The organism is Raoultella sp., from assembly GCF_039594335.1.
In the GTDB taxonomy this organism is placed as follows: domain Bacteria; phylum Pseudomonadota; class Gammaproteobacteria; order Enterobacterales; family Enterobacteriaceae; genus Klebsiella.
The window spans coordinates 1-5,892 of the sequence record NZ_JBCNNS010000196.1 but is presented as its reverse complement, the minus strand read 5'-3'; the positions used below and the strand labels follow the sequence as shown (position 1 = coordinate 5,892).

Here is a 5,892-nt window from a genome sequence, read left to right as displayed (position 1 = left end):
AAGCAATGAAAGAGCGCATTCCTGTGCAGATCAAAGTGAAAAAAATCAACGGTCTTGGCTACAGCCGGCTGGATAAAATCTTTTCTGTCGACTAATCCGTCAGCCACTCCCCGTTGCACCGGCTGACTAGGGCAACGGGGTCACGCTGATTTACAGTGGCCACAGCCAGGCCGCGCCGCGCACGCCGCTGGAGTCGCCGTGTACGGCTTTTCGAATCGGCGTCTCGCACTCTCCGCCGAACACCCATGGCTTCACCAGTTCAGGCACCGTCTGGTAGAGACGTTCGACGTTACTCATCCCGCCGCCCAGGACAATCACATCCGGATCGAGGATATTAACCACGTGGGCCAGCGACTTCGCCAGACGCATCTCATAACGCTTTAACGCCTGCTCGGCCAGCGGGTCCTGCGCGCCGACCCGCTGCATAATCGCATTGCCCGTGAGCGACTGGCCGCTCAAGCGCTGGTAATCCGTGGCAAAACCGGTCCCGGAGATAAAGGTCTCAATGCATCCCTGCTTACCGCAATAACACGGCACTTCGGCGCGATAGCGCAGTTCATCATCATCCATCCACGGAAGCGGGTTGTGACCCCACTCCCCAGCGGTGCCGTTGCCGCCAATATGGGAACGCCCTTGTATCGCCACGCCAGCTCCGCATCCGGTGCCGATAATGACCGCAAACACCGTCTGCGCCCCGGCGGCGGCGCCGTCTACCGCTTCTGAAACCGCCAGGCAATTGGCATCATTCGCCAGGCGTACTTCGCGGTTTAATCGCTGGCTCAGGTCTTTATCAAACGGCTGACCGTTGAGCCAGGTGGAGTTGGCATTCTTCACTACCCCGGTATAGGGCGAAATCGAGCCAGGGATCCCGACGCCGACGCTGCCGCGCTGCCCGGTCGCCTGCTCGGCCATCCCGACCAGCGCAGCGATATTCTCTATCGTTTGCCGGTAATCCTCGCGTGGAGTCGGCAAACGGTGACGAAATAACTGCTCTCCCTGGTCACTCAGAGCAATGACTTCTGTTTTTGTACCGCCCAGATCAATACCAATACGCACTGTAAGCTCCTCTCCCCGATTAACAATGCAAGCATAGCGACAATTCGCTATCATGCCCGCTGGATTTAACGACAACGCCGTGGAAATTATCATGCTGTGGTTCAAAAATTTAATGGTTTACCGTCTCAGCCGCGACATCTCATTGCGCGCCGAAGAGATGGAAAAACAGCTGGCCGGGCTGACATTCACCCCTTGCGGTAGCCAGGATATGGCGAAGACCGGCTGGGTCTCGCCGATGGGATCACACAGCGATGCGCTGACCCATACCGCCAATGGCCAAATCGTGATCTGCGCACGTAAAGAAGAGAAGATCCTGCCGTCACCGGTGATCAAACAAGCGCTGGAAGCCAGGATCCTCAAGCTGGAAGCCGAGCAGGGCCGTAAGCTGAAAAAAACCGAGAAAGATTCGCTGAAAGACGAAGTACTGCACTCACTGCTACCGCGCGCCTTCAGCCGTTTCAGCCAGACCATGATGTGGATCGACACCGTCAACGGGCTGATCATGGTCGACTGCGCCAGCGCCAAGAAAGCGGAAGATACGCTGGCGCTGCTGCGTAAAACCTTAGGTTCTCTGCCGGTCGTTCCGCTGGCGCTGGAAAACCCGATCGAGCTGACGCTGACCGAATGGGTCCGTTCCGGGAGCGTCGCCCAGGGCTTCCAGCTGCTGGATGAAGCCGAACTGAAAGCCATGCTGGAAGACGGCGGCGTTATTCGGGCGAAGAAACAGGATCTGGTCAGCGACGAAATCGCCGTACATATTGAAGCGGGCAAAGTGGTGACCAAGCTGGCCCTCGACTGGCAGCAACGTATTCAGTTTCTGATGTGCGACGATGGTTCGCTCAAGCGTCTGAAGTTCTGCGACGAACTGCGGGACCAGAATGAAGATATTGACCGGGAAGATTTCGCTCAGCGTTTTGACGCCGACTTTATTCTGATGACCGGCGAACTGGCGGCATTGATTCAGAATCTGGTGGAAGCTCTGGGTGGAGAAGCCCAGCGCTAATCAGCGCCATGCAGCACACCCGACAAAACGAGCAAAATGCCTTCCTGCCACGGCAGGAAGGCGATGAATCACAGATAGCGGCACAGATAAGAGGTTGGCTCAGCCACCTGCAGATAAAACTCGCTGTTGCCTGGTACATTGAATACTTCACCGGCGGCATACACTTTCCACTCGGTTTCCCCCGGCAGCAGCACATTCAGCGCACCGCTCACCACCGTCATCTCTTCTGGTTGCGCGGTACCAAAGGTATATTCCCCTTCTGCCATCACCCCGACGCTCGCGCGGCCGGTGCTGCTGCTGGTGAAGCCAATAGATTTCACTTTTCCGTCGAAGTATTCATTGCTTTGAAGCATAAACAAGCCCTTATGATCTTTTGTTGAAACCTCAATATAGGGGGCGCTCCTTGCCCCTGTCACGCAAAATTACGTTATCGGACCATGTTAAACTAATAGTTCTGCGGCCAGCCGGGAAACCAGCACATTTGACAGCAGAACCGGCACATCCAGTGCTTTTTGCAATACGTCGCGATGATGCTGGTGGTAACCCAGGCAGTCGAGCACCAGCACGTCGGCACCCTGCTCCAGCAGCGCGCGCCCGGCGCTCAATAAATCACTATCGCTGCCACCGATCGGGTTGGCTAACGCATAGTAAGGCGTGTTTTCTAACGAACGCCACTTTTGCTGCTGCATGGGCAGCACTTCCTCAACGGGAACGATAACCCCGACCTGATGTCCGTCGACAATCGACGCCACCAATGGCGGAATAATCCGCTGTGGTTCCAGTAAAATGGCATTGCGCGCCGTGAAGCCACTGAGCATTTCGGAACTCAAAAACAGAATGACATCATATTCTTGCCTGTCGAGCATCGCGATAATATGCTTTAAATCACGCTCGACCTTCTGGCGCGAAACCTCAGCCGGCTGGTTATCGTTCAATAACGTCAGCAGGCGATCATCGCCCGAATCAAGGGCATAATTTTCCATAACGTCTTCACGCCTCATTTTGCCTAACAGGCTAATATGAGTGATCTGCTCTTCCCTGATATGTTCGGTTAAAAGCGGCAGAACTTCAGCCACCGGTACCACGCCAACGGTTAAAATAGCCATCGTTGTACTCATATCACGTACCTTTTTACTACCACTGCTTCAGCACAGGCTTACTACACACCACATCCGCCTCCCCTGTTGACTAAAAATCAACCGTCCAGAAGCGTAGCAGCTTACCGCCGCCGTCGAATGTAAAGATTCATGCCGCCTCAGGCACGTGCCTTAAAAATCCGTACCTTAAAGAATCATCAGTGGCGCTGATGGATTAAAAATGTGATGGAGGCCCGGAATTCCTTGTGCACAGCGAATTCCAGGCCGGTGAGATTATGATTTTTCCGGGTCTTCATAACGCTGTTTAGCATCCAGCGCTTCCTGTTCCGTAGGGTGTTCACTGATCAGTGAATCGGCCGTCGGGAAATCGGCTCGCAACTGATACCAGGTCTCCCCCTGCCCTGAGGGACCTTTCGCAACAGCGACGATACGCGCTTCTCTCGGATATGGAGGTTGGGTGGGCATAGCTCTTCCTTCTTCGACCATCAGAGCTATTAAGTATAGGAGCCCCTGCGTTGTTTACCGTCAGTAAAGTCTTAACTCGCAGCGCGGGCCGGCGTCGCTTACTCTCTTGCTGCCTCAGCGCATTGAGCCTCTTGCGGAGCTGAGACATGCTGCAACGTCACCAGAATTTGCCCGACGACTTCATCCGGCGCCGCGGTGGCATCGATAATATGGTGTGCGGTTGCGCGATACAGCGCTTCCCGTTGCGCCAGCACTTCGCCGACTTCATCGCGCACCGGTTTGCCGGTCAGCGTCGGGCGCTGCTCGGTTTTCGGATACGCTTCAAGGCGGTCGATCAGAGCCGCAACCGGCACCTGCAGGTAAATCACCACGCCGTTTTCGCGCATGAACTGGCGGTTACCTTCAGCCAGAATAATGCCGCCGCCGGTCGCCACCACCGTTTCCGGCTGTGTGGCCGCTTTCAGCGCCTCAGACTCCAGCTCACGAAAACGCGCCCAGCCCTCCTGCTCAACAATTGCCGCGACCGTACGCTGCTCACGCTCCTGCAGCGCATGATCGGTATCGGTGAACCGGTAATGACGCACCCGCGCCAGCGCATGGCCGATAGTCGTTTTACCGCAGCCACGCGGCCCGATGAGAAAGATTGGCAATGTCATTACCGAAGACCCCCTGGTTCCGCATATCGCGGGAAAATGAATACGAATAGTAAGCAATAGTACCTGCAAAATCGCCGGCAATAACCGTAAAATAAAAGTTACACTTCTCTGACAAAGCTCGTCCGTCACAGATGGCAAAAGGTTTTATCGCGTAAACCTATCATTGCATTAAGTGTTATTCCAGATTTACTTTATTCAAAAAGATTATTTTTCAGCCGCTGGCTGGCGTAAACGGTAACACATTTATGCATAGCTTTACGCATCAACATATTTACAACATGGCACGTTCAGTCACACTCTGAAGCTAAACGACCAGCATGACAGAGGAAAGTACCATGCAATCTGAAGAACAACGCCTTATTGATGGACTGTTTTCCCGCCTGAAAGAGGCCGGGACGCAGAGCGCTTCGCGCGATGCCAGTGCCGAGGAGCGGATTGCGCAACACATGAAAGAACAGCCCGCCGCGCCCTATTACATGGCGCAAACGATACTGATCCAGGAAGCCGCCATCAAGCAGCTCAACGATCGTATCCAGGCGCTGGAAAGTCAGGTAACGCAGCTCCAGGCAGCAAAACCGAGCAGCGGCGGGTTCCTCGCTGGCCTGTTTGGCGGCGGTCAGACCCGCGGCTCCGACCCCATTCCCGGAGCCGAACAATATGGCCGCCCTCAGGCCAGCGCGCAACCGCAGTATGCTCCGCAAATGCCGCAGCAGAACTATGCGCCACAGGCGGCGCGCAGCGGCGGCGGCTTTATGGCCGGGGCGCTACAAACGGCGGCAGGTGTGGCAGGCGGCGTGGTGCTGGGCAATATGCTGACCAATATGTTCAGCGGCTCGCATCCGCAGGAGATCGTCAATATTATCGAAGAAAAACCACAGAACGACCTCGGTCAGACGCAGGAATTCTCTGGCGCCGACGATCCGTTCCGTCAGGACGATAATCAGTTCCTCGCGGATAACAACACCTGGAACTCTGACTTCGATGCTGGCATGGGTAACGACGACGATTTCGGCGGCGATGACGACAGCTGGGTTTAACCCTGCGGGCGTTTGGTCTCTGACAGCCACTTCTCCAGCGCGGCGGCAAATTGTTGCCGATCGCGCTGCGACAAACTATCCGGGCCGCCGGTTTGTACGCCGCTGGCCCGCATCGTTTCCATAAAATCACGCATCGTCAGACGTTCGCGAATGGTCGCATCGCTGTAGCGCTCGCCGCGCGGATTTAAGGCAGCCCCCCCCTTGGCCAGCACTTCCGCCGCCAGCGGAATATCGGCGGTAATCACCAGGTCGCCCGGTTGGCACAGGCGGACAATTTCGTTATCAGCCACATCAAACCCCTGCGGCACACGCAGCGTGCGGATCACCCGGGACGGCGGTACCCGCAGCGGCTGGTTGGCAACCAACGTCAGAGAGGTCTGCGTACGCTCGGCGGCGCGGAATAAAATTTCTTTAATCACGTTCGGACACGCGTCCGCATCAACCCAAATAACCATTCCGGCTCCTGTCGACGAAAAAGGGAGGCATCATTGTCACCTGCTTTTGTCCCCCGGGGAAGCGCTGGAGTGATAAGCTAGATAACTCACGACAAAATAAGCAAAGAGGAACGGTGATGGAGA

Annotated in this window: 8 protein-coding genes; 2 read left to right on the top strand and 6 right to left on the bottom strand. The window is 55.7% G+C overall.

All coding sequences use genetic code 11. From position 1 onward, the window contains the following. Window positions 1-150: 150 nt before the first annotated feature. Window positions 151-1,056, bottom strand: a complete 906-nt coding sequence (gene mak, locus ACZAHD_RS21115; protein WP_462458496.1) for a fructokinase — start codon at window positions 1,054-1,056, stop codon at window positions 151-153. Between the two features lie 91 nt (window positions 1,057-1,147). Here mak and rdgC point away from each other — a divergent pair, with 91 nt between their 5' ends. After that, window positions 1,148-2,059, top strand: coding sequence for a recombination-associated protein RdgC (gene rdgC, locus ACZAHD_RS21110; RefSeq protein ID WP_462458495.1), 912 nt, complete (start codon window positions 1,148-1,150; stop codon window positions 2,057-2,059). A 68-nt stretch (window positions 2,060-2,127) separates the two neighbouring features. Here the strand turns inward: rdgC and ppnP are convergent, their stop codons facing one another. From ppnP to aroL, 4 genes are all read right to left on the bottom strand, one after another. Further along, on the bottom strand, window positions 2,128-2,412 hold the full coding sequence (gene ppnP / locus ACZAHD_RS21105; RefSeq protein ID WP_134890819.1) for a pyrimidine/purine nucleoside phosphorylase: 285 nt from the start codon (window positions 2,410-2,412) through the stop codon (window positions 2,128-2,130). Between the two features lie 87 nt (window positions 2,413-2,499). Beyond that, on the bottom strand, window positions 2,500-3,177 hold the full coding sequence (locus ACZAHD_RS21100) for an AroM family protein (RefSeq protein ID WP_462458494.1): 678 nt from the start codon (window positions 3,175-3,177) through the stop codon (window positions 2,500-2,502). Window positions 3,178-3,429: 252 nt separating this feature from the next. Then, entirely contained in the window at window positions 3,430-3,621 is a 192-nt protein-coding gene (locus ACZAHD_RS21095) for a YaiA family protein (RefSeq protein ID WP_462458493.1), read from the bottom strand. Window positions 3,622-3,719: 98 nt separating this feature from the next. Then, the gene (gene aroL / locus ACZAHD_RS21090) at window positions 3,720-4,277 is read right to left on the bottom strand and encodes a shikimate kinase AroL (RefSeq protein WP_462458492.1); all 558 of its coding nucleotides are present in this window, start codon (window positions 4,275-4,277) and stop codon (window positions 3,720-3,722) included. A gap of 335 nt (window positions 4,278-4,612) precedes the next feature. Between aroL and ACZAHD_RS21085 the strand changes: the two genes are divergently transcribed. After that, window positions 4,613-5,314, top strand: a complete 702-nt coding sequence (locus ACZAHD_RS21085; protein ID WP_462458491.1) for a DUF2076 domain-containing protein — start codon at window positions 4,613-4,615, stop codon at window positions 5,312-5,314. Here ACZAHD_RS21085 and ACZAHD_RS21080 read toward each other — a convergent pair. Next, window positions 5,311-5,769: a YaiI/YqxD family protein gene (locus ACZAHD_RS21080; RefSeq protein ID WP_462458490.1), complete on the bottom strand. Its 459-nt coding sequence runs from the start codon at window positions 5,767-5,769 to the stop codon at window positions 5,311-5,313. The two genes, ACZAHD_RS21085 and ACZAHD_RS21080, sit on opposite strands and share 4 nt — an antisense overlap. Window positions 5,770-5,892 lie beyond the last annotated feature (123 nt).

Bases quoted from the DNA above. Each gene is read 5' to 3' on its own strand.
- rdgC (WP_462458495.1), top strand. From the start codon at position 1,148: ATGCTGTGGTTCAAAAATTTAATGGTTTACCGTCTCAGCCGCGACATC.
- ppnP (WP_134890819.1), bottom strand. From the start codon at position 2,412: ATGCTTCAAAGCAATGAATACTTCGACGGAAAAGTGAAATCTATTGGC.
- ACZAHD_RS21100 (WP_462458494.1), bottom strand. From the start codon at position 3,177: ATGAGTACAACGATGGCTATTTTAACCGTTGGCGTGGTACCGGTGGCT.
- ACZAHD_RS21095 (WP_462458493.1), bottom strand. From the start codon at position 3,621: ATGCCCACCCAACCTCCATATCCGAGAGAAGCGCGTATCGTCGCTGTT.
- aroL (WP_462458492.1), bottom strand. From the start codon at position 4,277: ATGACATTGCCAATCTTTCTCATCGGGCCGCGTGGCTGCGGTAAAACG.
- ACZAHD_RS21085 (WP_462458491.1), top strand. From the start codon at position 4,613: ATGCAATCTGAAGAACAACGCCTTATTGATGGACTGTTTTCCCGCCTG.
- ACZAHD_RS21080 (WP_462458490.1), bottom strand. From the start codon at position 5,769: ATGGTTATTTGGGTTGATGCGGACGCGTGTCCGAACGTGATTAAAGAA.